At 41.7% G+C, this 25,675-nt stretch carries 21 protein-coding genes; 14 read left to right on the top strand and 7 right to left on the bottom strand.

Going from position 1 to position 25,675, the window contains the following annotated elements; translation table 11 throughout:
- Nucleotides 1–57: 57 nt before the first annotated feature.
- Together sppA and PCRYO_RS04110 are read right to left on the bottom strand one after the other, a co-directional pair.
- Nucleotides 58–1,113 carry a signal peptide peptidase SppA gene (gene sppA / locus PCRYO_RS04115; protein WP_011513139.1) on the bottom strand — a complete coding sequence of 352 codons (1,056 nt, stop codon included), beginning with the start codon at nt 1,111–1,113 and terminating at the stop codon, nt 58–60.
- A 256-nt stretch (nt 1,114–1,369) separates the two neighbouring features.
- Nucleotides 1,370–4,351 carry a ComEC/Rec2 family competence protein gene (locus PCRYO_RS04110; protein ID WP_226939331.1) on the bottom strand — a complete coding sequence of 994 codons (2,982 nt, stop codon included), beginning with the start codon at nt 4,349–4,351 and terminating at the stop codon, nt 1,370–1,372.
- A gap of 265 nt (nt 4,352–4,616) precedes the next feature.
- Here PCRYO_RS04110 and PCRYO_RS04105 point away from each other — a divergent pair, with 265 nt between their 5' ends.
- Nucleotides 4,617–5,210, top strand: coding sequence for a DUF2062 domain-containing protein (locus PCRYO_RS04105; protein WP_011513137.1), 594 nt, complete (start codon nt 4,617–4,619; stop codon nt 5,208–5,210).
- A gap of 9 nt (nt 5,211–5,219) precedes the next feature.
- Here the strand turns inward: PCRYO_RS04105 and PCRYO_RS04100 are convergent, their stop codons facing one another.
- Genes PCRYO_RS04100 through PCRYO_RS04090 form a run of 3 tightly spaced genes read right to left on the bottom strand, consistent with a single transcriptional unit; the run spans nt 5,220 to nt 7,547 of the window.
- Nucleotides 5,220–5,528, bottom strand: coding sequence for a hypothetical protein (locus tag PCRYO_RS04100; protein WP_011513136.1), 309 nt, complete (start codon nt 5,526–5,528; stop codon nt 5,220–5,222).
- 58 nt (nt 5,529–5,586) lie between these two features.
- A complete protein-coding gene (gene lolD / locus PCRYO_RS04095; protein WP_011513135.1) occupies nt 5,587–6,267 on the bottom strand; it encodes a lipoprotein-releasing ABC transporter ATP-binding protein LolD in 681 nt (226 codons plus the stop codon).
- 44 nt (nt 6,268–6,311) lie between these two features.
- On the bottom strand, nt 6,312–7,547 hold the full coding sequence (locus tag PCRYO_RS04090; RefSeq protein ID WP_011513134.1) for a lipoprotein-releasing ABC transporter permease subunit: 1,236 nt from the start codon (nt 7,545–7,547) through the stop codon (nt 6,312–6,314).
- Between the two features lie 449 nt (nt 7,548–7,996).
- Here PCRYO_RS04090 and PCRYO_RS04080 point away from each other — a divergent pair, with 449 nt between their 5' ends.
- Nucleotides 7,997–8,965, top strand: a complete 969-nt coding sequence (locus PCRYO_RS04080; protein ID WP_020443070.1) for a hypothetical protein — start codon at nt 7,997–7,999, stop codon at nt 8,963–8,965.
- A gap of 91 nt (nt 8,966–9,056) precedes the next feature.
- On the opposite strand, the gene PCRYO_RS04075 is transcribed toward PCRYO_RS04080, so the two are convergent.
- A complete protein-coding gene (locus tag PCRYO_RS04075; protein ID WP_011513132.1) occupies nt 9,057–9,446 on the bottom strand; it encodes a hypothetical protein in 390 nt (129 codons plus the stop codon).
- Nucleotides 9,447–10,318: 872 nt separating this feature from the next.
- On the opposite strand from PCRYO_RS04075, the gene ccoN reads away from it, so the two are divergent.
- The 6 genes from ccoN (at nt 10,319) to PCRYO_RS04045 (ending at nt 16,352) form a co-directional block, all read left to right on the top strand.
- Nucleotides 10,319–11,800: a cytochrome-c oxidase, cbb3-type subunit I gene (ccoN, locus tag PCRYO_RS04070; RefSeq protein ID WP_011513131.1), complete on the top strand. Its 1,482-nt coding sequence runs from the start codon at nt 10,319–10,321 to the stop codon at nt 11,798–11,800.
- Between the two features lie 9 nt (nt 11,801–11,809).
- Nucleotides 11,810–12,448: a cytochrome-c oxidase, cbb3-type subunit II gene (gene ccoO, locus PCRYO_RS04065; RefSeq protein ID WP_011513130.1), complete on the top strand. Its 639-nt coding sequence runs from the start codon at nt 11,810–11,812 to the stop codon at nt 12,446–12,448.
- Complete coding sequence (locus PCRYO_RS04060; protein ID WP_011513129.1) at nt 12,448–12,627, top strand: CcoQ/FixQ family Cbb3-type cytochrome c oxidase assembly chaperone; 180 nt, start codon at nt 12,448–12,450, stop codon at nt 12,625–12,627. Before ccoO ends, PCRYO_RS04060 begins: the two co-directional genes overlap by 1 nt.
- Nucleotides 12,627–13,775: a cytochrome-c oxidase, cbb3-type subunit III gene (gene ccoP / locus PCRYO_RS04055; RefSeq protein WP_011513128.1), complete on the top strand. Its 1,149-nt coding sequence runs from the start codon at nt 12,627–12,629 to the stop codon at nt 13,773–13,775. Before PCRYO_RS04060 ends, ccoP begins: the two co-directional genes overlap by 1 nt.
- Before the next feature lie 439 nt (nt 13,776–14,214).
- The gene (gene ccoG / locus PCRYO_RS04050; RefSeq protein ID WP_011513127.1) at nt 14,215–15,624 is read left to right on the top strand and encodes a cytochrome c oxidase accessory protein CcoG; all 1,410 of its coding nucleotides are present in this window, start codon (nt 14,215–14,217) and stop codon (nt 15,622–15,624) included.
- A 146-nt stretch (nt 15,625–15,770) separates the two neighbouring features.
- Nucleotides 15,771–16,352 carry a FixH family protein gene (locus tag PCRYO_RS04045; protein WP_011513126.1) on the top strand — a complete coding sequence of 194 codons (582 nt, stop codon included), beginning with the start codon at nt 15,771–15,773 and terminating at the stop codon, nt 16,350–16,352.
- Between the two features lie 92 nt (nt 16,353–16,444).
- Here the strand turns inward: PCRYO_RS04045 and ttcA are convergent, their stop codons facing one another.
- Nucleotides 16,445–17,590: a tRNA 2-thiocytidine(32) synthetase TtcA gene (gene ttcA / locus PCRYO_RS04040; RefSeq protein ID WP_011513125.1), complete on the bottom strand. Its 1,146-nt coding sequence runs from the start codon at nt 17,588–17,590 to the stop codon at nt 16,445–16,447.
- Between the two features lie 354 nt (nt 17,591–17,944).
- Here ttcA and queC point away from each other — a divergent pair, with 354 nt between their 5' ends.
- From queC to rlmKL, 6 genes are all read left to right on the top strand, one after another.
- Nucleotides 17,945–18,724, top strand: a complete 780-nt coding sequence (queC, locus tag PCRYO_RS04035; protein ID WP_011513124.1) for a 7-cyano-7-deazaguanine synthase QueC — start codon at nt 17,945–17,947, stop codon at nt 18,722–18,724.
- 271 nt (nt 18,725–18,995) lie between these two features.
- Complete coding sequence (locus PCRYO_RS04030; RefSeq protein ID WP_011513123.1) at nt 18,996–19,325, top strand: hypothetical protein; 330 nt, start codon at nt 18,996–18,998, stop codon at nt 19,323–19,325.
- Between the two features lie 161 nt (nt 19,326–19,486).
- Nucleotides 19,487–19,984 carry a peroxiredoxin gene (locus PCRYO_RS04025; RefSeq protein ID WP_192941345.1) on the top strand — a complete coding sequence of 166 codons (498 nt, stop codon included), beginning with the start codon at nt 19,487–19,489 and terminating at the stop codon, nt 19,982–19,984.
- Between the two features lie 53 nt (nt 19,985–20,037).
- Nucleotides 20,038–21,573, top strand: a complete 1,536-nt coding sequence (locus PCRYO_RS04020; protein WP_011513121.1) for a dihydrolipoyl dehydrogenase — start codon at nt 20,038–20,040, stop codon at nt 21,571–21,573.
- 212 nt (nt 21,574–21,785) lie between these two features.
- On the top strand, nt 21,786–22,979 hold the full coding sequence (locus tag PCRYO_RS04015) for a mechanosensitive ion channel family protein (RefSeq protein ID WP_226939330.1): 1,194 nt from the start codon (nt 21,786–21,788) through the stop codon (nt 22,977–22,979).
- 185 nt (nt 22,980–23,164) lie between these two features.
- Entirely contained in the window at nt 23,165–25,495 is a 2,331-nt protein-coding gene (gene rlmKL, locus PCRYO_RS04010) for a bifunctional 23S rRNA (guanine(2069)-N(7))-methyltransferase RlmK/23S rRNA (guanine(2445)-N(2))-methyltransferase RlmL (protein WP_011513119.1), read from the top strand.
- The last annotated feature ends 180 nt before the right edge of the window (nt 25,496–25,675 follow it).

The following is a 25,675-nucleotide window of genomic DNA, read 5'->3' as shown; positions in this document are numbered from 1 at the left end:
GTAATCATACGCTCAGCCTTAACAATCATACACGGTAACGCTAAAAATTAAAGTCTATTAACGCATCTGCGCGTTGCCTTCTTCTTGTGGCAAGAGATCAAGATTGATGCTTGAACCCACACCTGCGCCCAATTTAACGGCGAAGCGATCCATAAATAATTGGAACGGATCACTTGGCGTATAATTAACCACGTTATTTAATTTAAGCTGCTTCTCTAAACTTGAAATACTGCCTTTTTTATCCGCCAAGCCAAACTCGATAGATTGCTCACCTGTCCAAAACAATCCCGAAAACAGCTTATTTTGTTCAGGATTTTTTAGACGATCGCCACGACCTTCTTTTACGGCATTGATAAAATGCTTATGAGTATTGTCTAGCACTTTTTCAACATGCTTTTCTTCATAATCCGTTAGGGGACGTGACAGGCTCAAGATATCTTTATATTCACCTGCTGTAATGGTGAGATCTTCTACGCCGACCTTGTCCATCAAGCCTTTTACATTATAGCTTGGCATAATGACGCCGATCGAACCGACTAGGCTTGATGGGTTGACATAAATCTCATCAGCCGCTGATGCGATATAATACGCGCCAGAAGCACCCATATCGCCAATCACTGCATAAAGCTTTTTATCTGGATATTCTTTACGCAAATCCATCATAGTCTGCCAGATTTCATCTGACTGTACAGGCGAACCACCCGGTGAGTTGATATCGAGCGCCACTGCCTTTGAGTTACTGTTTTTAAAGGCGCGTGTGAGCGCATCATTGACATCATAAGCATTAGCGACATCACCACTGCTAATAGTTCCTTGAAGCTCAACCACTGCCAAATGCGGCTTACTGGTATCTATACCATCAAGACCAGTGGGTGCTTCAGTACTACAGCTACGACCAATCGTCAAAAATATCAATAAAATATAGCCAAAGGTCAGTAGCTTAAAGAAAATACTCCAACGACGGGCACGGCGTTGCTCGACCACGCTTGCTAATAAAGTATTTTCAATCAGTCGCCATTCTTGCCCGCTCGGCTGGTTTGACTGCTGCATCGGTGCTGGCTGATTTGCCGAATTATCAGGACGTTTGTTAGGGTCTGGCGGCCAGTTGGGCATATAACTTCCTAAGTAGAAACAATGTAAAACGATAAAAGACAGATTATATAAACTTACGACAGAAAATTCGAGATTCTTACTGTTTAAGTTTTCTGTATGAATAGGTGGTTAAGTATGGTGCCATTTTACTCATGGTTCAATAGCATCTCTGTGAAATACGTGTATTTTATAAATGTGATATCAAAAATAAAACACTATCACTAGATATTAGGAGTTCCCAATAACATCTGCAACATTATTGATATTGGAACAATTCTTAATCACCCTCTTTGAATAGCGCATCAGAAGATAAAGCAACTTCTAACGGTTTATTATCATAGGTGATTATCTCATCTATTTGTTGCTGGCTGATTACCTCATTCGAGATAGGTGAGGTACTGTGACCCAGCCATGTCGTATGATTCATGGCTATATTGCTATTGGTTAAATCAGCCGAGCATAGCAACGACCACATTTGCCAAGTTCGCTCATGCGTATCTGCATTCAAAATTAGCCGCGATTGCAACATATTTGCTTGGTTAGATAGTGGTTGGCTTTTTGACATGAGTGTTTGCGAGTTAGCAGGTAATGACTTGAGAGGCTCATTTGCTTGATACTTGAGCACTCGTATGGGCGTGCTGCTATCAATAGCCACGGTACAATCCCAAACACTGGCATCCTCTATCTTGCTCCAGCCTGTGATTGCTTGCAACGTTAAGTTGCCATTTGGCAGCTGCCATATTTTACCGGATTCGCAACGTTGGGCGCTGATAGTTGCCGTCTTTTGAGAGTCCGTAGTAACTTTATAATCTTGATACAGCGCAGACCAACGCTCACTATGTCCTGCTTGCCAGTATTGGCTCACAGGCAATCTCTGACTGAGCTGAGCGACTATCATGGGTAAGAGCTCTGAATCATTAGGACTCACTGCGCTGCTCTTTTTATCATAAACGCGTGAATCAGTCACGCCACTACTACTGCTTTGTACGACGATGCCCTCTAGCTTATTGACAGATAAGCTGCCCAATTGCTGCGCTAACGTGGCAGATAATTTATCTGCCGTCAGATTGCTAGGCATGATCTTAATTTTAGTGTTACTGGGTCTATGATCTGCCAAAAACAGCCAGCTGGTATTTTTGGCATCTTTATCATTGACGACCGGATATTGTAATAAAGCGGCACTTATATAATGATCACCCGTTGGCAATATATATAGAGTGGGTGTCGTAGTCAGTGACTGCTGATTGGCATATACCGTCATTACCAAAAGACTGAGCGGTGGCAATACTAACCAACGACTGATCAGACCGCGAGGTAGCAACCAAGGTAATATGGTTAATAATGCCATAAGCAAAATAGCGGCATTGACGGGCGTATAAAGCCACGCATCTGATAGCACAGGCATTGCCGTTAGCCATCCTATCAGTTCGTGTAGGTTACTGACAATCGCAGTGACTAACATCCAAATAATATCAGCTACAGACGGCAATATGAGATAGCAAAGCCCAGCCAATAAATTCAGCGGTACGATAATCCAACCAAATAAGCCAATAGCAAAGAGATTTACGATTAACCCCCATAATGAGGCTTTGCCAAAGAGTAACAAAGTTACAGGTAAAAGAGCGAGAAATAGCCAACACTGTAACTTAAATAAGCGCTTAAAACTTAGCCATAGACATCTGAGTAATTTGTCATAGGAAGTAGAGGGTTGGTTTGATGTTAATGGCTGATTTTGTGAGGTATCTTCATATTTAAGCAATAATGCCACGGCAATAAAGGACAGCCAATAACCTGCTTGCCATAATACATAAGGGTCATGCCACGCCATCAGTACTGCCAAGGCAAATAATACGCGCATGGTACTGACAGGCAATAAAGTTAGTCTTGTCAGACCAATTGCCAGTAGCATCCATGCGGTACGTGCAGCGGGCACATCAAACCCTGTAAACAATGCATAAATAAATGCGGCGCTAATCATCACCCACCAACGTACGTGCCAGCGCGGAATATAGCGATATAGAGCGGGATACAGACGATTAATCAATAGGATAACTATACCAGCCAGCACAATCGCTAAAAACAAAACATGTGTACCCGATATTGCTAATAAATGTGAAATGCCAGCCAACTGATATAGATCTTTGGTCTCACGATTAATTAAACTGCGATCACCGGTCAGCAAGCTTAATGTGACCGCTTTTGCTTGTTGCTCTGCAGCAGTATTTGTAGCCCAATCTTTATAAAAGTGCTGACGTAATTGCCAACGCCCTTGGTCAATAGCAGTACGCAACCGTGTTAAATAAGAATCAGAAGAGAGTAAATGCGAATTTGAATGTGTCTGTGGGTGACTAGATGGCAAAATCGAGCTACTACTAGTAGCCAGTATATTGGCAACGCCGTCAATATGCCGACTACGTAGCCAGCGATAACTATCAAACCCTGATGGGTTATTTGATACTTGCTCAGAAGTAGCAAGCGGTGCAAGCGTCAAGGTCATAAACAATCTATCACCCGGCTGCAGATGATTTAAGTCAACAATCTGACTTTGTTTTTCTGTTTTCTTAGATTTTTTCTGAGAGTTAGTCTTAGATGACTGTTTGGCTGGCTTTTTTGGGTAAGCATTGAGTAGGACGCGGTATACCTTATCTTGAACAGCATTTTCAGCAAGTGTGTTTTGATGTGAAGATATGGCATTTGAAGATTCATACTTGATATCATCGCCGCTTAGGCTATTATTTAGCCCTGCTCCGTATTCTGCTGTCACTTTATCCAAGTCTTGCGCTGTCAGCTCAGAAACCAATGGCAATATTTGACTGATGATCGCCACTTGCCGATAGCCGGTATCGGTACCAGCATCATACACACTATCGCTTATTCCCTCTATATGAACCAAAGCCTGCACACGCATTGGCTCAGTAATTTTTTGATCGTCTGCTTGTTGATGACTTATTAGTGCCTTCAAACCACTACCAATAACCAAAGTGCTTGCTAGTATAGCGATTGATATAAAATAGAGAATACGAGAAGCAAACCTAGAATAATGTGGCGTACTTTTTACGGAATTGATAGGGTTAACTGACGGGATAGTAAACTGGCTGATCAAAATTAAAATAAAGGTAAGAAGTACGAATGAAATAGTCAGAACAGGAGTGCTAGCGCTATCCATAAATAGCGGCATTATTGGTATAGGCGTGCTATCAGCAACCGCCAAAACACACATCATAGCAAGGATGATAAAGCTACCTATTAACCAATACACCAGTGCTCCTTGCGTGATATTTGAAATAATATATAGCATCCACTAAAAAACTGTCATGCGCTTGCTATATTACCTTGGCGCTAAATACCACTACATCAAGCCATGGTATTTATCCGGATATTATCCTATACTAATTGCACACACTAGGATGGTGATTGTCTAACGTTCTCTTTACGTTTTTCTGATAGAATTCTTATCTATACTTTTATCAATAACATGACTGCCTATCTGCCTATTATTATTATGATTGAGCGGGCTGCAGACAATGAGTAAAGGCAAATCTGTGCCAAAAAAACGTTTAAAAGACTTATTACCTACCCCTGAAAAAGTGTTAGAAAGTCGCACATTAAAACTGTTTGCGCCACAACTTTCTGACCCACGATTGTGGCATTTTAATCGCCATAGCTTAAATAAAGCCGTCTATATCGGTGTGCTGAGTGCCTTTTTTCCATTGCCAGGACAGATGTTATTGGCATTGATTGGTGCGCTTATTTTCCGTGCCAATGTCCCTATGGCACTGGGCTTAACATGGATTACCAATCCACTCACCACCTTACCGGTATTTTACGCTGGATACTATATCGGTGCCGAAATACTCGATTTGCCAATGATTAGCTTGCGCACGATCGGCAGGATGATCTCTGACTTAAGTTTATGGATTATATCGGACGGCGCCAATCCCTTTATTACTTATAAAGGCACTGTGTCCTTGACTGCATTTTGCCTAGGTCTGACTATCTTAGCCATTATTACAAGCATCGTCTGCGGCTTAGCGTTTAAAGCCATTTGGCGCTATAAGACTGTCACGAGTTGGCAAAAAAGGCAGCTTAGCTCTTTAGATAAGCCGCCCGAACTTTAATAAATGCTATCAATCCTCATCTCTATTTTCTTCAATAGCATTAAGGATGTTGTCAGTGAGCTTATTATCCATCACAAAAACTTCAACCACTTCTTCGTTTTTGAGCAATACATAACGTTTACCTGTCGCACTGTCTTGAACCTTTAAATCAAAATCAACACCTGCCAAAGTAATACGATCGAAAACGGGCGTCAGTAAATCTATTTGACCTTGTTTATCGAGCGTATCAAATAACGCGGTATCCATATAAAGGTTTAGTGGCTCATCGCCTTCTTCAATACTGCCAAAAGCAGCAATCGGGTCGTCATCTTTATCCATTATATTTATCCTTACTCAATCAATAGACTGCTATCTTGCAGTCCTTTCCTATTATATTTTAATAATTTTCCCAATGACCATTACGTAAAAGCAGCTGACGATCAGCAAGCGCCGCTAGATTTCGATCATGAGTGACCATTAATAGTGCCGTTTGCATCGTACTTTGCAGCTCTGATAATAATCCAAAAACACTTTGTGCGTTATCATAATCTAGGTTACCTGTTGGCTCATCTGCCAAGATAAGCGACGGTTTGGTGACTAAAGCACGCGCAATCGCCACGCGCTGACGCTCACCGCCTGACAATTCACCCGGTCTATGAGCCAAACGATGCTCAAGACCAACACTGTTTAAAATATCGATGGCTTGCTGACGCGCTTCAGCCGTCGATACTTCTGGGCGCATTAGTAGTGGCATGGCAACGTTTTCAATGGCAGTAAATTCAGCCAATAGATGATGAAACTGATAAATAAATCCCAAATGCTTATTACGCATCGCACCGCGTTCGGTCTCATTCATACTGTTTAACAACTGACCATGCAACCAAACCTCACCGCTGGTTGGCGTATCAAGCCCACCAAGCAGATGGAGCAAAGTACTCTTTCCTGAGCCACTGGTACCAACGATAGCGATACGCTCACCAGCGGTGACAGTCAAATCCAAACCAGTCAAGACTTGGGTGCTCACGGCACCTTCATCGTATATCTTATTAATATTGGTCGCTTTTAAGATAGCAGACATAATGCTTCCTTTATTTTATTTATAACGGCATTAACGCCTATAAATTACTCGTAACGCAGCGTTTGTGCAGGCTGAATTTTAGCCGCTCGGCGTGCTGGATAAATGGTCGCCAAAAAGCTCAATATAAATGACGCACTGGTAATCAATACCACATCCGCCAAACGCAGCTGCGATGGTAGATAGTTCACAAAATAGGCATCAAATAAATTTAGACCAAAGCTATTATTAATAAAGCCCAAAATATCACTGACCGTTAATGCAAATATCACGCCCAATATCGTACCTGCAATGGTACCAATAAAACCAATCACCACACCTTGTACCATAAAGACTTGGGTAATCAGACGCGGTGAGGCGCCAAAAGTTTTTAAGATAGCAATGTCAGCCTTTTTATCTGTGACTAGCATCACTAAACTTGAAACAATATTAAAAGCTGCCACGAGGATGATTAAGAACAGTAGCAAGCCAACCATGGCTTTTTCCATTTGGATAGCACCAAATAGATTGCCATGCGTCTGGGTCCAATCACTAGGATATAATTGCTCTGGCGCAATCGCAGCCGCTTTTTGTGCTGCCATTGGCGCTGTAAAGATATCATGAAGCTTCATACGGATACCTTGGGCGCCCTCTGGTAAACGCAGTAATTTTGCCGCATCGCCCATTGGAATGAATGCCATGAGACTGTCTACTTCTGGACTGATAGAAAATATACCGGTCAAGGTAAAGCGTTTAAAGCGTGGTATCACGCCAGCAGGTGATGGCGATGCTTCTGGCAGCACGAGAGTGACTTTGTCACCCAATTGCAGTCCTAGTGATTGCACCATACCTTCACCAAGCACAATACCGAACTCGCCATTCTTTAGCGTATCAATATTGCCTTCCACCATATGCTCATTGATGATAGAAACGTTTTTCTCATACTCAGGATCAACACCTGTCACCATGATGCCAGCTACCTGACCATTCGAGGTCAACATACCTTGCAACTGGATAAAAGGCGCAACTGCAACCACTTCTGGATCTTCTTTAATCTTGTCCGCGACTTGTTTCCAATCACCGATAATCTCAGTTGATGTGACAGTCGCTTGCGGTACCATACCCAAAATACGCGTTTTTAGCTCACGATCGAAGCCATTCATGACCGACAGTACGGTAATCAATACCGCCACGCCAAGCGTCAGACCAATCATTGAGATCAGCGATATAAAAGAGATAAAACCATTACTACGTTCTGCTCGGGTGTACCGTAAGCCGATAAATAACGCTAAAGGACGAAACATATTCAAACTCTTTATCTTATCTACGTGCGACTTTATGTAGGTTACAAAACAAATAGCGGCAATTGCATCATACTTTTGCAGCTGCCACAAAAACATATCAATCGAACACAAAAACAGGGTGTAAGACAAGCCAAATGTGGCTGTCAAAAGGGAGCTAGTTTGACACAATTTGGCTAACAGGTGCCAGTCATTACCGAAAACTGTCCAGATTTTATAATAAAAAATGCGGTTTTATGATTATTTTTTATAACAGACTTGCTATTCTCTGTGTCTATACCTATATATTGTATGCTAAAGACAATTGTCATTAACCCCTCATTGTTGTTTGTTGCCTCTTTACTGACGGCATTGCTGACCATCATAAACCCCTCTTTTTAAGTGGCACATGGTACTCAGCGATCACAGTTTCAGACCCAAACCTCATGGCTGACTTAAGTTTGAGTATTTTCATGACCATTAATTATCAATATAAAAACATCCAATCTCCTACCAAAATCACCTTAACTGATGAGCAATCAGCTGGTCACGGTGACCATTGGCGTATTCTGACTGATGACATGAGTCATGATGTACCTGAATGGTTACAACAGATGATTGAAAAAGCAGCGATGCCTAAAGGCCTTAATACCGATGTCAGTGCCAAAGACAGCTGTTTATTGCTATCTGAGAACCAACCTTGTCATATCAATCAAGTACTGGCAATGAAGAATGGCAAGCCTGAATGCTTTATCAATGCCTATCCTTGTGTCGACAGCCCATATGGATTGAGCTGTAAAATCGAGCGTATGATTGTCAATGACAATTCACACGATGCCGTATTACGCTTACGTACCACTGATGGCAGCATCATCTATGCTTTTGATCAGCTATATACTGCGAATCGCCATCTGTATCAACGTGATACCACCTATTTTGTGAATTTTAGCGCCTGGGCACATGAGATCAAAATCAGTGAACAAAATGAAGTCATCAAAGTAGAAGACCAAGAAGCGATACGCTATCACCGCGCTTTTAATGATATCGTTGCGGCAAACGATGGAAAGATGCCGGATGACCTACAAGAACAAATCAAAGCATGGCAACCAGAAACCAAAGAACAAATGGCGCCGGTTGAGATCAATCTGGGTCATATGTGTGCTTATTTGTTTGGCGATACGTTAGGTCAAGAAGATGAAGCGTGGTGTCAAGGTCAAGTACTTGGCAAGCAAGAAACCCTATTTAATGGTAAAACGATTATTCTGTTTGATGTGGTGGTACTGCGCGAACAAGATGCTGATCCGTTTGTGATGCGTATTGGTGCGCTAAAAACACCTGATACTGCCTCTATTAACGTTCATGATTACGTACAAGCAAACGTATGGCTACAAGCGGCTATTTATAAAGAAAATCAGCAAGTAGCACAATCGAAAGCCAGCTAGTCAGATTTAGATTATTTTAGACAAATAAAAAGCCCCTAATTGATTTTAGGGGCTTTTTATTTGTCTAAATACGATTAAATTAATAATGACTCTAAGCCATTGTAGTCATTGACTTAATATTGCTATAAAGCGCTTTTTGCTCAGCACTTGGACGAGCCGTCTGTACTGCCATCAACTGTGACATATCGCCTTCGACACGAATCTTACCACCCATAAAGGCGCCCATGATTTCATTGGTATCGAAATCAGTGATGATGGATTGTAGGATACTACGATCAAGTAATAACGTGGTGGTCGCTCCATCGTTTAAGCCGCGATGTAATAGACCATTTGCAAAGTTGGCTTCGATGTCTTGATCGCTATCAGATACTTTTAGATTGACGATCATATTCGCAAGTGCGGGCGGCAAATTAAGCTCACCTGCTTCTTGACCCATTTGCTCAACTTGCTCAAACCATTCATCTGTCAAAAAAACTGCCATATTATTATCCTTAATACCTATTGTTGTTAATCGGTGCTAGGTCAGCACCTTTCGTGCTCCAACCTAACAGTCAGTTAAATGCCAAAAAACTTACTACTACAAGGTGACTATTTTATATAATAAGCACTTTATTATGGATGCTGCTCAGTGGCATTATAAGACGCGACTTTACAATAAGTAAAACTTATTTGTAGAACAAATAATAAAATTGTTACAAAACCTTGTTCATAGTTTGTCCGTACAAACTTGTGAATACTATCTTTTTTCATCTATAGAATAGTCATGAAATTGGGTATAAAATAAGTGGATAGCATAGCAGTGATAAATTGCTTGCTAAGATTTTACTAAAGAGTTTGTATTTTGGCGCATAGTTCTGATGATATTTGATTAGGTTTGCGTTACAATACCCTTAAACAGAGTCGGGAGTTTTAACTAAACATTACGTAAATATGTTTTTTTGTCAGCTATCGCTAGCATACATTGACGGTCGATACCTTCTTATCACCGGTTGAACATCAGTATCTATCTTGGTTTGTACGGCTTTTAGCAGTGACAATTAAGATAAATACTCAGCCTCAATAGATGTTTGATGCTCGAGAACGGCACATTTTCTTATTAAACCTGACAATATATTAACAATCCTACTATCAATCAGCTTCGCGGGCAGTCCGCTTTCGTACTGCTCTCTACCCATCAGCAATCACTGATATCTAGGCCATGCTTAGCTTGATAGTTAATACCGTCAGCCTGATAAGACGAGTGAAAACAGCCTTTACCAAAGCCATTGTTTGGTTATGATCTTTATCATGATCTAGATGACATGGCATGTTAGTTAATTCTGTTGATAATTCGGGCTGTAAAGGAATCATCCAATGAGTTTACAAAACACAGCACTCGCCCCCATTGACCGTGAATATGAAATTACTATCGTAAGATTCTTTACGGTTATGGCCGTGGTATGGGGCATCGTCGGCATGAGTATTGGTGTGTTCATTGCTTCTCAGTTAGCATGGCCAGCACTCAATTTTGACATTCCATGGCTGACTTTTAGTCGTTTAAGACCACTGCACACCAATGCGGTTATTTTTGCGTTCGGTGGCTCAGCCTTGTTCGCAACGTCTTATTACATCGTTCAGCGTACTTGTAAGACAAGATTATTTGCGCCTTACTTAGCTTGGTTTACCTTTTGGGGTTGGCAGACGGTTATCGTAGCGGCTGTTATTACCTTACCATTAGGTTTAACCTCGACTAAAGAATACGCTGAGCTTGAGTGGCCGATTGATATCCTTATCGCATTGGTATGGATTTCATATGCCATTGTCTTCTTCGGTACGCTAATTAAGCGTAAAACGTCACATATCTATGTGGCTAACTGGTTCTTTGCTGCCTTTATTATTACGATTGCGCTACTGCATATTGTAAATAGCATGGCGATTCCTGTTAGTGCATTTAAGTCTTACTCGCTATTTGGCGGTGCAACCGATGCCATGGTGCAGTGGTGGTATGGGCATAATGCGGTAGGCTTCTATTTGACGGCTGCTTTCTTAGGCATGATGTATTATTTCGTGCCAGTACAGATTGGTCGCCCAATTTATTCTTACCGTTTGTCTATCGTTCACTTTTGGGCATTGATTGCTTCATACATGTGGGCTGGTGGTCACCATTTGCATTATTCAGCACTTCCAGATTGGACGCAGTCATTAGCAATGGTATTCTCTATTATTCTATTTGCTCCATCTTGGGGTGGTATGATTAACGGTGTACTAACGCTTTCAGGTAGTTGGGATAAACTGCGTACCGATCCGATCATTCGCTTTATGATTGTCGCTTTGTCATTCTATGCCATGTCGACGTTTGAAGGTCCAATGATGTCTATTAAGACTGTCAATGCGCTATCGCATAATACGGATTGGACAGTTGGTCATGTACACTCAGGTGCGCTTGGCTGGGTTGGTATGATTACCATTGGTTCGCTATATGTACTGTTACCACGTATTTATAACAAGCCAAAAATGTATTCTATCAGCTTGATCACAACGCATTTCTGGCTAGCAACAGCAGGTACCATTTTCTATATCGTCTCTATGTGGATTTCAGGTATTGGCCAAGGCATGATGTGGCTTGCGACCAACCCTGATGGTACTTTGGTATACAGCTTTGTTGATACCGTTGAGTTCTCGCATTTCCCATATATTGGTCGTGCGTTTGGTGGTCTTCTGTATGTATCTGGTATGTTTGTAATGGCATATAATGTCTATAGAACAATCAAGATGCCAGAAGGTAAGCCAGTAGACATTGCTGATCCGACTGATCATGAACCTAGTGTCGATCAAATCTCGACAGCTAAAGTATAAGGAGCGATCATGGCTGGTACACCGCATGAAATTATTGAAAAAAATACAGGCTTGTTGGTCATCGGTATCGTTATTGCTATTAGCTTTGCAACGCTCGTTGAGATTGTACCGCTGATATACGATTATAGAGGTGCTGAAGAAGGTGGTGTGAACACTCCTCTCCCTTCTATGGAGCCTTGGACTGCGCTTGAATTTGAAGGTCGTGACATCTACATTCGTGAAGGTTGTCATGTCTGCCATACCCAAATGGTACGTCCATTACGTGCTGAAGTTGAGCGTTATGGACCATACTCACGTGCTGCCGAATCAACGTGGGATCACCCTTTTCTTTGGGGCTCAAAACGTACTGGTCCCGATTTAGCACGTGTGGGCGGCCGTTATTCTGAAGATTGGCAAAGACAACATCTGATTGACCCACGTTCATTAGTGCCTGAATCAGTCATGCCCGGTTTCCCATGGCTTGCGACCAATGAAGTGAATGGTTCTAATGTTCAAGCCAAAATGCGTCTCTTCCGTGATCGCTTCGGTGTGCCTTATACTGAAGAAGATATTGAAGGCGCTCCAGATGCTGTGCTTGGTGCTACTGAGCTTGATGCTTTGGTTGCCTACCTCCAGCAGTTAGGTACCGCAATGGAAGGACAGCGCTAATGGGTATTGGTGAATTACAAACAATTGCGACCGTTTCTGCCTTTATTGCCTTCGTAGGTGTTGCATGGTGGGCGTATTCGCCAAAAAACAAAAAACGCTTCGAAGAAGATGCACAACTTGCGCTTGATGACGAGGATATCAAATCTCTGTCTGACGAGCAGCGCGATAAGGATAAATGATGACATTCTTTTGGAGTTCTTGGATAACTATACTAAGTATCATGTGCTGGGCGTTTATCCTCGGTATTTTACTAATGGTCTTAAAATTCAAACCAGAAGTAGAAGACGATGGTACCACAGGGCATGAATACGACGGTATTCGAGAATATGATAAAGCGCTGCCTAAATGGTGGCTAGTGATATTTTTTGGATCAATCATTTGGGGTGTTGCTTACTGGGTGTTCTTTCCAGGTATTTTCCCCTCAAAATGGGAAGGCATCACAACCGTAGAAGTCGATGGCAAAACTTTGCCATGGACCTCTAAAAACGAGCTTTACAGTGAGCTTGAGAGTAACAACAAAGTATTTACAGATAACTTTGAGAAAAACATTTTGGCAAAAGCAGATGCCAGCGGTGCTACTAAGACCCTAGCCAGCTTGTCTGAGATGCAAGCGACTATGCGTCGTAGTGAAAAGCCGCCTGCAGATCTGCAAGCTCAAATTGATGAAAAAATTGCCGAACTGTCACCTTATGTAGAAAAGCTATCTGAAAACCCGAATGCGTTAAAAGTCGGTAGTCGCTTGTTCTTACAGAACTGTGCGGTCTGTCATGGCTCAAACGCCAAAGGTGCTACAGGTTATCCAAATCTAACCGATAATGATTGGTTATATGGCGGCGAAGCGTCAAACATCTTAACGACGTTACATAATGGTCGAGTCGGTGGCATGGCTGCATGGCGTGATCAACTTGGTGAAGATGGTATTCGTGCTGTTTCTGAATATGTGCTGTCACTATCTGGTAACCAACCCGGTTACGAGCTTGATAAAGCCCAAGTTGCTCAAGGTGAAGCTATCTTTAAAGAACCTACCAACTGTGTGCTTTGTCATGGTCCAGAGGGTAAAGGTATGATTTCAGCAGGTGCGCCAAACTTAACAGATAATATCTGGTTATATGGTGGCGATCGCGAGACTATTCGAGAAACATTACGTTATGGTCGTGCAGGTGTGATGCCTGAGTGGGAAACCAAGCTAGGTAATGAACGTATTATGTTGCTTGCTGCCTACGTATATTCATTATCAGATAGAACTGTTCAACCTGCTGCTAAGGCAACTTCTGTTGCTGCTGCAATGCCAAAACAAGTGGTAAGTACAGAGAAGACGGTTAACTAATACGGTTAATTTTAACTATAGTTACTTGGTTAGCAGCTATCTCATTGACGAGTAGATTTAGATAAAGGGAGGTCTGTCATTACAGTCCTCTCTTTTTTATTAAAAATATTTAAGCTTTGTCATCAATTATGGCTTTTAGCAGTACTACTATTTGTAGCGTAATAGCCCTCATATAGATATTGCTTTTTAACACTTTCACCCCATTTATAGTAGGGAGAATGTTAAAATATTAGACCATAAGACATTGGTGACAGAGCCATTTCAGCTTTTTTGCCAATTATTGACCATCCCTCATTTGGTAGACGAATTAAACGCATTTTAATTTTTATCTCTCTACTTACTGACATTGATAACACCGCACATCCACCTATCTTATTTTTATAATAGATGTTTGTTACCCATGCCAGCAGACTGATTCTTTTTTTAAAGAGGCACGTTTATGTCAGCACCACAATCTAATAAAATCCCTGTACAGCAAGTAGATCTTGATGCCACCAAGCATCGTGTCCATCCACGATTTGTGACTGGTTTCTATCAAAACATTCGTGTTATTACGATGTATGCACTTTTAGCGGCGTTTTTGCTGTTGCCGTGGTTGCGCTATAACGGACGACAAGCTATTTGGTTTGATGTGCCATCGCAGCATTATTATATTTTTGGCATGACATTTTTGACGCAGGATTTTTATTTTATTGCCGCCTTTGCTATCATTGCAGCCTTCGCCTTATTTATGGTAACAGTCTATGCAGGGCGAGTTTGGTGTGGCTATGCTTGTCCCCAGACCATTTGGACGCATTTATTTCAATATGTAGAAAAATGGGTGATTGGCGATCGCAATAAGCGCATTAAGTTTGATAAAGAACCAATGAGCGCAACCAAGGTGTTTAAACGCTTCTTGATATATTTTATCTGGTTTGTGTTTTCCATGATTACTGCCACGACCTTTGTAAGTTATGTATCGGGTACAGATGCTCTATACAATAGCTGGCAGATGATTGGTTTTATCCCCTTCCCTGATTGGGCGACGTGGATTTGGGTATCAGTATTTATCTTTGCGTTTTCGACCTACGTCAATGCAGGTTATATGCGCGAGCAGATGTGTATCCAAATCTGCCCTTATGGTCGTTTTCAAAGTGTGATGTTTGATAAAGATACGTTAATCGTTTCTTATGATTATGAGCGCGGCGAGCCTCGCGGTGCTCGCAAAAAAGGCACCAACCCTGAGAATTTAGGTGACTGTATCGAGTGTCAGATGTGTGTACAGGTCTGCCCTACTGGGATTGATATTCGTGATGGATTACAAGTAGCTTGTATTCAATGCGCCGCCTGTGTGGATGCTTGTAATGAGATAATGGATAAAGTGGGCTATCCACGCGGACTTATCCGTTATACCACAGAGCGTCAATTGGCTGAAAAAGAGAAGAGCCGTGTCTTTCGCCCTCGTTTCTTCGCTTACTTAACACTTCTCACGATACTTTGTGGCGGTGTTTTATACGCTTTGAATGACCGTGTGCCATTAGAGATTGATATACGGCGTGACCGCAATCAGTTGTCTTCATTGAATCAGCAAGGCATGATTGAAAACAGTTATATCGTTAAGTTGACCAATAAAACCCAAGATGCCCATACTTATAAAATAACGCTCGCACCGCAAGAGGGTTTGAGCTTGGAGATTCGCTTTAACGATGTGCCGTTAGATGCTGGTGAAAGCTTTGATATGCCAGTTAGTATCTATGGCGACCCTGATGTGATTGAATTTGGTCAAACACCCGTGACTTTGAATGTCAGTAGTGAAGACGGCAAATATCATGTTAGTAAGCAGAATGTTTTCACCACTCAAGGTCAGTAAGTATTAATATTCATTGTTAAATGATACCTACCAGTGAGTTACCGCTTGATAGCTCACTGGTGATTGAGTTACCTTACCTTGGCAGCTTTTGGCTGTCAGCTTTATCCGTTGATACGGTTACTAGATATCTGATTAATAGGTATGTTATGTCCAGTCCAGCCCCAAATTTTAAGCATCAAGACAGCCAGCCATGGTATAAAAACTATATGGTGGTTATCTTTGTCATTGGTATGCCAGCTTTTGTCGTCATTGCTTGCATCTGGTTTGTTTATTACTCTTATCAGATTCGTGATAGCGTGGTACGCGACGACTGGTATATGGATGGTAAAACCCTTTATCATGATGTGTCACGTGACAAGTTGACCTATGATTTAGACTTGCATGGACAAATGCAATTTGCAGATAATGGCGATGTTGTGTTTTATCTGAATTATCCTGAGCAAAGTTTACAGTCGGGCAAACTGATTAATGGCAGTCCACTTAGCTATCCTGAAACACTGGATTTGTCTATATCTCATGCCACTGACATCAAAAAAGACCGTGATGCGGTGTTAAAGCATCTAGAAGGCAATAAATATAGCGCCCAAGTAGATATCGATCCTCTTAAAGCAAAATATTATTTACAAGTAAGTCATAAGGGTAAAGACGATTGGCGCATGCAAGATGTTGCCAAGTTACCACGATCAGAGGTTAGCTTTGATCCTCTACCGGTATTTGGCGAAAGCTAAACTGTTTAAAATATGATTAAAATAAAAAAACCAGCCATGAATCTATCATGAGCTGGTTTTTTTATTTGAAGAACGTAGACAGCATCAAGTCATTAAATCACTGGATTAATCGTTGGAATTTTTTTCGGTGCACGGCTGCCCTTTTCTGCATTAGCAAAGTCTGGATTGAATATCTGCGTTTCTGGTGATACTGGCAAACCAATCTCAGCCAGACTCTCTATTTGCCCCGCTTGAATATTATCGCCTTCAAATAAACGCTCGTTATCGTCACGATCCAGACTTAATGTCTCAAAATCAAACAGCTCTCTATCTGCCAATTGCGAGGGCGCAACATTTTGCATCGCTTTAAAAATAGACGCTAGGCGCTGAGGATGAGCATCGTCCCATTCTCGTAGCATGTCATTAATAATGGCCCGTTGCAGATTGGTCTGGCTGCCACAGAGATTACACGGAATAATCGGGAATTCTTTTAGGTTCGAATATTCAATGATGTCTTTTTCTTCCACATAAGCCAGTGGACGGATGAGCATGTTTTGCTTGTCATCACTGAGCAATTTGGGCGGCATCGATTTCAACGCGCCACCATGAAATAAGTTTAAAAAGAAAGTCGCCAACATATCATCGCGATGGTGCCCAAGCGCAATCTTGGTCGCACCGATTTGTTTGGCGAAACCATAGAGTGAGCCTCGACGCAGACGTGAACACGCCGAGCAATAGGTTTTCCCTTCTGGCACCACGCTTTTGACAATACTATAAGTGTCTTTTTCCAGAATATAATGAGCGATGCCCTGCTCGTTTAGATAGGCGGGCAACACCTCTTCTGGATAGCCGGGCTGCTTTTGGTCAAGATTGACGGCAACGATATCAAAATGAATCGGGGCGATACGTTTTAATAGCAGCAAGATATCGAGCAACGTATAGCTGTCTTTACCGCCTGATACGCAGACCATCACCACATCGCCATCTTCAATCATATTAAAGTCGCGAATCGCCCATGATACTTGTCGACGAAGCTTCTTTTGCAATTTCCGAAAGTGAACCGACTCGGTCAGTGATTGAGTATCAGCCAATATGTTATCTGCTTGCTCATCCATAAAATCATCATTTCTGTCATCGACATCATCATATAACATCTGTTCGATATCAGTTGTTTTATCATGATGATTCACGTCAATATCGATAGAAGCCTTGTCAAACTGAGGCGTGATTGATGGTGTAAATAAGGTTGCTGCAGTCATAAGTTACTCAATATCTTGACAAGAATGGCGTTACTTCAAAAGAGATAATCAATCGATTTATTCAAAAGGCTGCAATAAAAGCTATCTGCGTATGGCTAACAATGATGCTTCATAAGGCAACGCTTCAAACATGATTTAAAACAGCAGCGATTATAACAAAATTTGCTAACAGATTGAAAAGATGACATTAAATTATCGTCTTAAATGCGACTGCTTATCTAAAGCTACTAATTATCGATTTCCTAAACTTTATCCTATTACTTGCATGATGTTTTAATGCTGCTTTCAAGGTTCTGTAATGGTAGAATTTTTGCTAAAATAGGCGTTTTTCGCTAACCAATAATAGATGCCATTATGACAAATACTGCTCTGCCAACCTCTTCTGCTGATCAAGAAAACGATACCCAATTAAATGAGCTGCATAAAAGCCAAAATGCGGTCGTACTGCTATCAGGTGGGCTTGATTCAGTGACGTGTCTATATTGGGCAAAGGCCCGTTATGCGTCAGTAACTGCAGTCAGCTTTGATTATGGTCAACGTCATAATAGTGAGCTGGTCGCTGCCAAAGCAATCGCTGAAACTGCAGGCGTTAATCACAGAATTATTGATATCGATATCGCCCAACTGGGTGGCTCATCACTAACGGATCACAGTATGATTGTGCCTGATGGTGATACGGATAAATTCCCAGACAAAAAGCGTGATGAGATTGATAACGACGCGATTCCAAACACTTATGTGCCAGCGCGCAATACCATTTTCTTATCTTATGCCTTGGCAGTCGCTGAAGTCACTGATTCAAACCATATCGTCATTGGTGTCAGTTCAGTCGATTATTCAGGATATCCTGATTGCCGTCCTGAGTATATTGCCGCTTTCCAACATATGGCAAATCTTGCTACCAAAGCGGGCGTTACCGGTCATCATTTATCGATTCAAACCCCGCTACAACAATTATCGAAAGCCAAAACCATCGAGCTGGGTCTATCGCTAGGGGTTGATTACGGACAAACCATTTCTTGTTATCAAGCAGATGCCAATGGTCTTGCCTGCGGCGTTTGTGATAGCTGCGCGCTGCGTCGTCAAGGGTTCGCTCAGGCAGGCGTTGCCGACCCTACCCATTATCAGTCGTGATTTTAGAAGTTTCGCCTTAGAACATGAATAAACGGTCTTAAAATAAAGGCAATTAAACATTGGCGAAACATTCGCTTGCATTAACACAGCACGCTGCCGTTGTATTTTAAATACAATCATTGCTATGGTATGAGCCACTTTATCTACCACAAGATATAAATGCTCATCAAAGTAGCAACGTTTTATTAGAAGTAATATTTTATCATTTGTACAAAATCTAATTCATTTATAAAAAATTCAAGTTATCGCAGTCACATGTAAAAGGATATTTATGAAATTTTTGCCAGTACTACCCCTAGCTCTTGCTGCACTATTTGCCATGCCACAAGCGAACGCTGTTGATATTAAGCAGAATAATATCAATACTTGCGTCAACGGCGCAGTCAAATATAAAGTAGCTGACAAGAGCACCGCAACCAAGCTTTGTGATTGCACGATCGGTGTCCGTAGTAATATGACCATTGGTCAGATGTGGGAGATTGAGAGCTATGCGCAAAGTAAAAAAGACCCATCAAGCCTCTCGTATGTGAAAAAAATGCAAAAAGATTTGCAACAATGTACCGTCGGTTTGGACTTAAAGCAGCCACAAAAACCTGCTTAATCTTTAAATTTTTAGATATATAAAAGACTGGCCATTGCCAGTCTTTTTTGTTGCTCATCCATAAGTGATGTGTAAAATCGAGGATTTATTTCTATGAATCTGCCTATAATGGGATGACCAATAATAATATAACCGCAATCAAAATAAATAAGGATTTTATGATGGCAAAGCCAACCACAGAAACCATTACTCTACCTGATTTTCCAGTCACTATCGTACGTGAGCTAGATGGTCATTTTATTCATGATGATATTAGCCTAAAAGAGCTGGTCGCCAACACCAGCAAGGGACTTATCCTTTATTTTTACCCAAAAGACAATACACCTGGCTGTACCACACAAGCAACTGAGTTTACCGCCCATCTTAACGAATTTGATGATTTAGGTTATGACATTATTGGCGTCTCACGTGATAGCGTTGAATCACACGAAAGCTTTATTAGCAAATATAATCTACATATTCCACTTATTAGTGATGCCGATGAAAAACTCTGCCACTATTTTGATGTGATTAAAGAAAAGAACATGTATGGCAATATTACTCTAGGTCTTGTACGTTCGGCGTTTGTCTTTGATAAAAATGGTACGCTCACTCATGCACAGCGTAACCTTAAAGCAAAGGATTATACTGAGCGTTTATTAACTACACTTGCACCTTAGTCTTCTAATCTAGCTTACGATAAACCTTAAAACTATTTTTATTTGAGAATACTATGAATAAACAGCCTGATACCGCCTCTGATTCTTCTGCTCCCTTTGATCATAACATTCATCAAAACGTGACTCGCAAAGTATCTGTTGCAGTCATTGGTGCTGGGACTGCTGGTCAAAATGCTTTTCGTCAAGCAAAAAAGTTCTTAGAAGATGTCATTATTATCAATGATGGCTTTTGGACAACGACTTGTATTGCGGTAGGTTGCATGCCAAGCAAGCTACTCATTGCAGCCGCTGACCGCGCTCATGATACCAATCATTCTGCTGAGTTTGGCGTACATGCCACTGCTCGCATAGATGGCAAACAGGTGATGGAACGGGTGCGCGCTGAGCGTGATCATTTTGCCAGCTACATCGAAAAACAAGTCGATAGCTGGCCTGAGGATAGTAAGATAGCGGGACGGGCTTATATTAATAAGCAAGGCTTGATTGAAGTCAATGATGAATTGATCAAAGCAGATAAAATCATTGTCGCCACTGGCAGCTCGACCTTTATTCCAGATGGCTGGGAAGATAAGCTTGGTGATACTATGCTGACCTCAGATGCTGTCTTTGAGTTAGCCGACTTACCAAAATCTATGGCTGTGATTGGCGCAGGTGCTATAGGTTTAGAACTTGCCCAAGCTTTCACACGATTGGGTGTCAAGGTAACGGTATTTAATCGCGCCAAACGCGTTGCTGGTCTACAAGACGAAGACATCAATAACAAAGCTATTGATTGCTTAAGTCGTGAGCTGACCATGCACTTGGGCAGCAAAATTACTGATGTCGGTCAAAGATCAGATGAAAATAGCGATAAAAGCATAAATAAAAATAGCACTGTTGCCTTTATTGATTATGAAGACAGTGCTGGCGAAGTGCAACAATGGCAAGGTGACTATGTACTGGTCGCGACTGGTCGACGTAATAATATAGAGGCATTGGGTGTTGAAAACCTAGGCGTTGAGCTTGATGAAAAAAATCGCCCACAACAGCTGGATAAAAAAACTGGTAAAATCGGTGATTTAGACGTTTATATCGTTGGCGATGCCAATGCTAATATTCCCTTGCTGCATGTAGCAAGCGATGAAGGTTTTAGCGCTGGCAGTATGGTCTGCGATAACAAAAAAGACGCTTATATTCGTCCACCTGCGACGCCGTTTTCTATCGTCTTTAGTTCACCGCAAATCGTCAATGTTGGTATGTCTTTGCCAGAAATTCAAGAAGATCCAACACTGGAGCATGTGATTGGGAAAGTCAGCTTCGACAATCAAGGTCGTAGCCGCGTCATGGGTGTTAACTGTGGTCTATTGCATATTTATGGCTGCAAAAAAACAGACAGAATCTTGGGTGCAAGTATGGTTGGTCCAGATGCAGAATACATCGGGCATATCTTAGCAATGGCGATTACTAATGACTTGAGTATTAAAGACATGCTTGATACACCTTTTTACCATCCTACTATCCTAGAAGGCTTGCGTACCGCCTTGCATGATGTTCAGGATTTGATGGAAATACCGTATCAGTCGCTTGATATTCATCAAAACAATTCTTAATCAACTGTTAAATGCTCTGTTTTAAAAGTAATGGAGTAGAACTACTGGCGATGACTTAAGAAGACCTAAACTGGATTTGCCGTCAGGACGTAAGCTACTTTATATGGTTAAAGCAGTATTTGGTAAAAGCGGTTTTATTTATAATGATACGGTTAAAATCCTATTAGTACAGAGTAATATTTTTTAGAACCACACCTTTCATGGATAAGATAATGGCAATCGCTAGTATTACTGAATTTTTTCAAGAGATTGCTCGCGATCTACATACTAGCCTTTTCCTTGCCATTGGCGGCTCTATCGAGGAAGGCACCTTAGATTGGTCATCTAAATCAGTAGAACTGGTGAGCACTGGCATCAAAATTCTAATACTGCTTGCGATATCGGGGTTTATGTATTGGCTTGCTATTTATATACTAAAAAAAAGCAAAGCACGCATTCGTCTGAATGAGCGCCGCGCTAAAATTGCCCGCTCAATCTTGCGTTATATATGGGCTGTAACCAGTGTCATTGCTATTATGAGTCAGCTGAATTTTGAGCCAGATACCATTAAAGCCACTGCCAAAGCCAGTACATGGGCAGGGATATATTACGTGCTATGGACATCATCTGGACAAATTGTCCATAAAATCCTACAACACTATGGTTTAAACGCTTCTATTGAGCAGCTGCTTAAAAATATCTTATCCGTATTATTGCTGGTATTAGGGCTTGCCAGCGTCATGGCACAGTTTGGCTTTGATATCGTCTCTTTAGTAGCAGGTCTGGGTATTGCTGGTTTGGCAGTCGGCTTTGCCGCGCAGTCAACGCTTGCCAATTTTATCGCAGGTATTACTATTTTGCTTGAGCAATCCTTTCAAGTTGGTGACTGGGTCAATATCAATGACAATGAAGGGCGCGTGGTGGTGATTGCCTTACGTACGACCCATGTCTTAACTCGTGATAATATTACGGTTATCATACCCAATTCGAATGTGGCCTCCTCCGTCGTTACCAACCTGACCTCCAAAAACTTTATCCGCTTTGATATTCAGATGCGTATTGCTTTTGAAGATGATATTGATAAAGCACGTGATGAGATTTTACAGGTACTGTCTGATAGTGAGGCGGTCCTCAACCGACCTGAGTCTTCTGCGACTGTGGCAGAGATTGGCGAGTATGGCGTATATTTTATTGTCCGCTTTTGGGTCAAACCAGCGGCAGTTGCTCGTATGCCCAAAATCAAAGAAGATTTACGAGAGAATATCAAACGCGCTTTTGATGCCGCTGATATCTCGACCCCTTATCCTCATATGCGCCTACTTATGCCAAGAGAAGACGTCTATCCGATTGTGACCAAACCCAAGCCATTGGCAACGACCGCGCAAACTGTTTCAGAGTCATTAGCGCTGAACAAAGACCAGCATTAATATCCTTGCAACTTATTTAGCATTTATATGCCATAAAAAGTTCTTTCAGATAGACATCTTTTAATCATCGCTTTCTTAAACATCAGCGCTTTAAACCATCCGCTATAGAATTATGGTAAAATTAGCGGTTAAACATCTTATTTTATGATGTGCACTATTTATCAATTTAGCCCACAGGTATCCGTATGACCGAAACAACCGCGCTCGCCTCATCCACAGCGTCTTCGCAACCATCTTCACAAGCATCTTCACAGGTATTGTCGCTTGACCTTATCATCACCTGCGCCGATGGGTTAGAAGCACCGCTACAGACTGAGCTGACCAGTTTTGGTATTGCAAGTGAGATAAAGAGTACCGGTCGCCTTGCTGTTACGGGTACCTTGCGTGATTTATATAAGATCTGTCTTTGGTCGCGCGTGGCATCGCGCGTATTAATGCTGATTAAACGCAAAAATATCAATGCCGAATATGATGTGGCTGAGCAGCTGTATGGTTTGGCGAAATCGGTCAATTGGACAGAGCAATTTAGCCTAGAGCAAACCTTTGCGATTCGTCTTTCTGTTGATAAACGTGTGGCTGTCAGTCAACAGTTTGCCATGCTACGTATTAAAGATGCGATTGCGGATACCTTTAACGAAGTTTATGAGAGCCGCCCTAACGTCGATAGTAAAAACCCAGACTTTTCTGTTTTTGCGACCGTCAATGATAAGCAAGCTGAGTTATATCTAGATTTGTCAGGTACTAGCTTGCATCGCCGTGGCTATCGCGTTGCGATGACAGAAGCACCACTAAAAGAAAACTTAGCAGCGGCGCTACTTTATAGCGCGGGCTGGCATAAGAAAAACGAAGCAGGTGATACGCCTTTTTATAATGCCTTAATCGATCCTATGTGTGGTTCTGGTACCTTTATTATTGAAGCGCTCCTCATGCACTGCGATTATGCTGTCGGTATCGATAAAGCCGCCAATCAGTTTGGTTTTTACGAGTGGCAGCATCATGACGCGGCACTATGGCAAGAAATGATTGATGATGCACAGACCCGTTTCCGTGCAGCATTAGAGATTGCTAATGAGCAGCCAGATACATTACCGCTTATCTTTGGATTTGATGCCGATAATGGCGCTATCATTGCCACAGAAAAGAATCTGATTGCTGCTGGTTTACAAGACCTGTTACCGCTACTCGATATCGAAACGCGCGCCCTTGATCAGCTAAGCACGCTCTTAAAACCTTTGGTTGCTGACGGTCGTTTGAGCAATCCTTTGATTATCACCAACCCACCTTATGGTGAGCGTCTGGGCGATGAAGAAATGATTAAGCCGTTGTATCAATCGATTGGGCTTATCTTACAAGACAGCTTTGCCGGTAGTGGTATTGATCCGATGCTTGGTATATTGGCGTCGCATGTTGAGCAAGTCGATATTTTGCCGATTAGAGAACCAAAAACGTTACGGTGTCATAATGGTGCCATTACCGTGTATTTCCGCTATGGCACCTTAATTGCTGGTCAGACAGGGAATCTCGTTAGCCGTTTTGAGAAACGTGAAATTGAAGTTGAAGACGGTCAAGATTTTATCAATCGTTTGCAAAAAAACCTGACCCGACTAAAGAAATTGGCTAAAAAAGACAACGTGAGTAATATCCGTGTCTACAATGCTGACCTGCCTGATTTCAAAGTGGCAATCGACTTATATGGCGACTATGCTCATGTACAAGAGTACGCGCCGCCGAAGACCATTCCACCAGAAACCGCCAAAAAACGCTTTAATTTGGCATTAATGGGTATTCGTGAAGTATTCGGTATTAACCGCGAACAAATCTTTATTAAAACCCGTGCTCGTCAATCCGGTAATGATCAATATAGCAAACAAGGCAATACCGAAAAGCGTGGCAAATTTTATATTGCCCGCGAAGATGGTGCTTATCTTTATGTCAATTTCACCGATTATCTCGATACGGGTCTATTTATTGACCATCGCAATATGCGTGCGCGTATCAAAGACAACAGTCGTAATAAATCGGTATTGAACTTATTCGCTTATACTTGTACGGCGAGTGTGCATGCGGCATTGGCGGGCGCTAAAAAAGTCACCAGCGTTGACTTATCACAGAACTATCTGGATTGGGGCAAACAAAACTTTGCTTTAAATGGCTTGAATGTCAGTAGTAATAAATATCAATTCGTTGCTGCCGATATTTTTGAGTGGATCAAAGACAATACGGAACAATTCGATATTATCTTTATTGATCCGCCAACCTTTTCAAACTCTAAAAAGTTTCAAGGTACCTTTGATGTCCAGCGTGACCATGCTGCACTAATCAACCGCGCGATGAACCGCTTAACGGCAGATGGCATCTTATACTTCTCTAATAACTTTACCCGTTTTGAGTTGGATGAACAGCTGACTGAGCGTTATGACATCATCGACATTACCCAAAAAACCATTGGTTTTGATTTTGATATCAAAAAACCGATTCATCAAAGCTTTGAGATTCGTCATCGTCAGAGTCTATAACAAACACTAAATCTTAGCTTTGACGCCTAACTTGCTATAAAACATAACAATGACCCAATCAGCTTTGATTGGGTCATTTTTTGTTGGTATGATAGAGAGCTACTAGCGATCGTTTTATCTTTATTGAATCCCATTATCGCTGGTATAGCGTATCTAATTCAAAAGCGACACAGCACTATT

It is taken from the genome of Psychrobacter cryohalolentis K5 (assembly GCF_000013905.1).
GTDB classification, from domain to species: Bacteria; Pseudomonadota; Gammaproteobacteria; order Pseudomonadales; family Moraxellaceae; genus Psychrobacter; species Psychrobacter cryohalolentis.
This window is presented reverse-complemented; position numbering and strand designations above follow the sequence as displayed.

What these genes read in the sequence shown, in the direction of transcription:
- PCRYO_RS04025 (WP_192941345.1), top strand. Translation starts at nt 19,487, where the DNA reads ATGGCAAAGCCAACCACAGAAACCATTACTCTACCTGATTTTCCAGTC.
- PCRYO_RS04090 (WP_011513134.1), bottom strand. Translation starts at nt 7,547, where the DNA reads ATGTTTCGTCCTTTAGCGTTATTTATCGGCTTACGGTACACCCGAGCA.
- rlmKL (WP_011513119.1), top strand. Translation starts at nt 23,165, where the DNA reads ATGACCGAAACAACCGCGCTCGCCTCATCCACAGCGTCTTCGCAACCA.
- lolD (WP_011513135.1), bottom strand. Translation starts at nt 6,267, where the DNA reads ATGTCTGCTATCTTAAAAGCGACCAATATTAATAAGATATACGATGAA.
- ccoO (WP_011513130.1), top strand. Translation starts at nt 11,810, where the DNA reads ATGGCTGGTACACCGCATGAAATTATTGAAAAAAATACAGGCTTGTTG.
- ccoG (WP_011513127.1), top strand. Translation starts at nt 14,215, where the DNA reads ATGTCAGCACCACAATCTAATAAAATCCCTGTACAGCAAGTAGATCTT.
- PCRYO_RS04100 (WP_011513136.1), bottom strand. Translation starts at nt 5,528, where the DNA reads ATGGATAAAGATGACGACCCGATTGCTGCTTTTGGCAGTATTGAAGAA.
- ccoN (WP_011513131.1), top strand. Translation starts at nt 10,319, where the DNA reads ATGAGTTTACAAAACACAGCACTCGCCCCCATTGACCGTGAATATGAA.
- PCRYO_RS04045 (WP_011513126.1), top strand. Translation starts at nt 15,771, where the DNA reads ATGTCCAGTCCAGCCCCAAATTTTAAGCATCAAGACAGCCAGCCATGG.
- sppA (WP_011513139.1), bottom strand. Translation starts at nt 1,113, where the DNA reads ATGCCCAACTGGCCGCCAGACCCTAACAAACGTCCTGATAATTCGGCA.
- PCRYO_RS04030 (WP_011513123.1), top strand. Translation starts at nt 18,996, where the DNA reads ATGAAATTTTTGCCAGTACTACCCCTAGCTCTTGCTGCACTATTTGCC.
- PCRYO_RS04080 (WP_020443070.1), top strand. Translation starts at nt 7,997, where the DNA reads ATGACCATTAATTATCAATATAAAAACATCCAATCTCCTACCAAAATC.
- PCRYO_RS04020 (WP_011513121.1), top strand. Translation starts at nt 20,038, where the DNA reads ATGAATAAACAGCCTGATACCGCCTCTGATTCTTCTGCTCCCTTTGAT.
- PCRYO_RS04105 (WP_011513137.1), top strand. Translation starts at nt 4,617, where the DNA reads ATGAGTAAAGGCAAATCTGTGCCAAAAAAACGTTTAAAAGACTTATTA.
- queC (WP_011513124.1), top strand. Translation starts at nt 17,945, where the DNA reads ATGACAAATACTGCTCTGCCAACCTCTTCTGCTGATCAAGAAAACGAT.
- PCRYO_RS04060 (WP_011513129.1), top strand. Translation starts at nt 12,448, where the DNA reads ATGGGTATTGGTGAATTACAAACAATTGCGACCGTTTCTGCCTTTATT.
- PCRYO_RS04075 (WP_011513132.1), bottom strand. Translation starts at nt 9,446, where the DNA reads ATGGCAGTTTTTTTGACAGATGAATGGTTTGAGCAAGTTGAGCAAATG.
- PCRYO_RS04015 (WP_226939330.1), top strand. Translation starts at nt 21,786, where the DNA reads ATGGCAATCGCTAGTATTACTGAATTTTTTCAAGAGATTGCTCGCGAT.
- ttcA (WP_011513125.1), bottom strand. Translation starts at nt 17,590, where the DNA reads ATGACTGCAGCAACCTTATTTACACCATCAATCACGCCTCAGTTTGAC.
- ccoP (WP_011513128.1), top strand. Translation starts at nt 12,627, where the DNA reads ATGACATTCTTTTGGAGTTCTTGGATAACTATACTAAGTATCATGTGC.